This window comes from Ferrimonas aestuarii, assembly GCF_005116665.1.
GTDB classification, from domain to species: Bacteria; Pseudomonadota; Gammaproteobacteria; order Enterobacterales; family Shewanellaceae; genus Ferrimonas; species Ferrimonas aestuarii.
The window spans coordinates 1-819 of the sequence record NZ_SWCJ01000044.1; the positions used below are offsets into that span (position 1 = coordinate 1).

At 46.8% G+C, this 819-nt stretch carries 1 pseudogene; it reads left to right on the top strand.

The annotated features are described in order from the left end of the window. Positions 1-260 precede the first annotated feature (260 nt). Positions 261-819, top strand: a pseudogene (locus FCL42_RS21515) (transposase); the annotation flags it as partial.

The following is an 819-nucleotide window of genomic DNA, read 5'->3' on the forward strand; positions in this document are numbered from 1 at the left end:
TTCTTACTTGTTATCGGTCTCTCGATAGAGGAGCCATCACTGTATCGAACTGCCGATTAGAGAACTTTAGTTGCAGCTAAAGTCTGGGCCTCACCTTACCCGAATTGAGTCGTTATTATCCATACAAGACGTTGTAGTCGGACGCAATACCGCTTAACTAGACACCCATGTTAGTGTAAGCGCTTAACTAGACACCCATGTTAGTGTAAGCAATTAGTTGATGGTCTACGCTTAGTTCTCAGAGTTTGGAGGACTAAGCGATGCCAAGGGCGAGAAAGCAGCAAGTCAGCTTGGAAGACACAAGGTACTATCACTGCGTCAGTCGATGCGTTCGCAGAGCCTTTCTTTGTGGCAAAGATCCCTATACAGGCCAATCCTATGAGCATCGACGAGAATGGGTTCAAAACCGTTTACTGTCGTTAACTCAGGTGTTTGCGGTAGAGGTATTGGCCTTTGCAGTGATGAGTAATCATACGCATGTCGTGCTTTATGTAAACACCGATGCTGCGAAAAGCTGGTCAGAACTGGAAGTGATTGAGCGTTGGCATCAACTGTTCGGTGGCACCAATCTGACTCGCAAATACGTTGATGACCAAGAGCGTGAATCAATGGAGAGTTGGGAGCTTCACCAAGTGGAGAAGCTTATCGCAGAGTATCGGCAACGATTCACTGACGTCAGTTGGTTTATGCGAGCATTAAATGAATACATCGCACGCCAAGCCAATAAAGAAGACAAGTGCACTGGCCGCTTCTGGGAAGGACGTTTTAAATCTCAAGCTCTGTTGGATGAACAAGCTCTGCTATCGTGCATGGCCTACG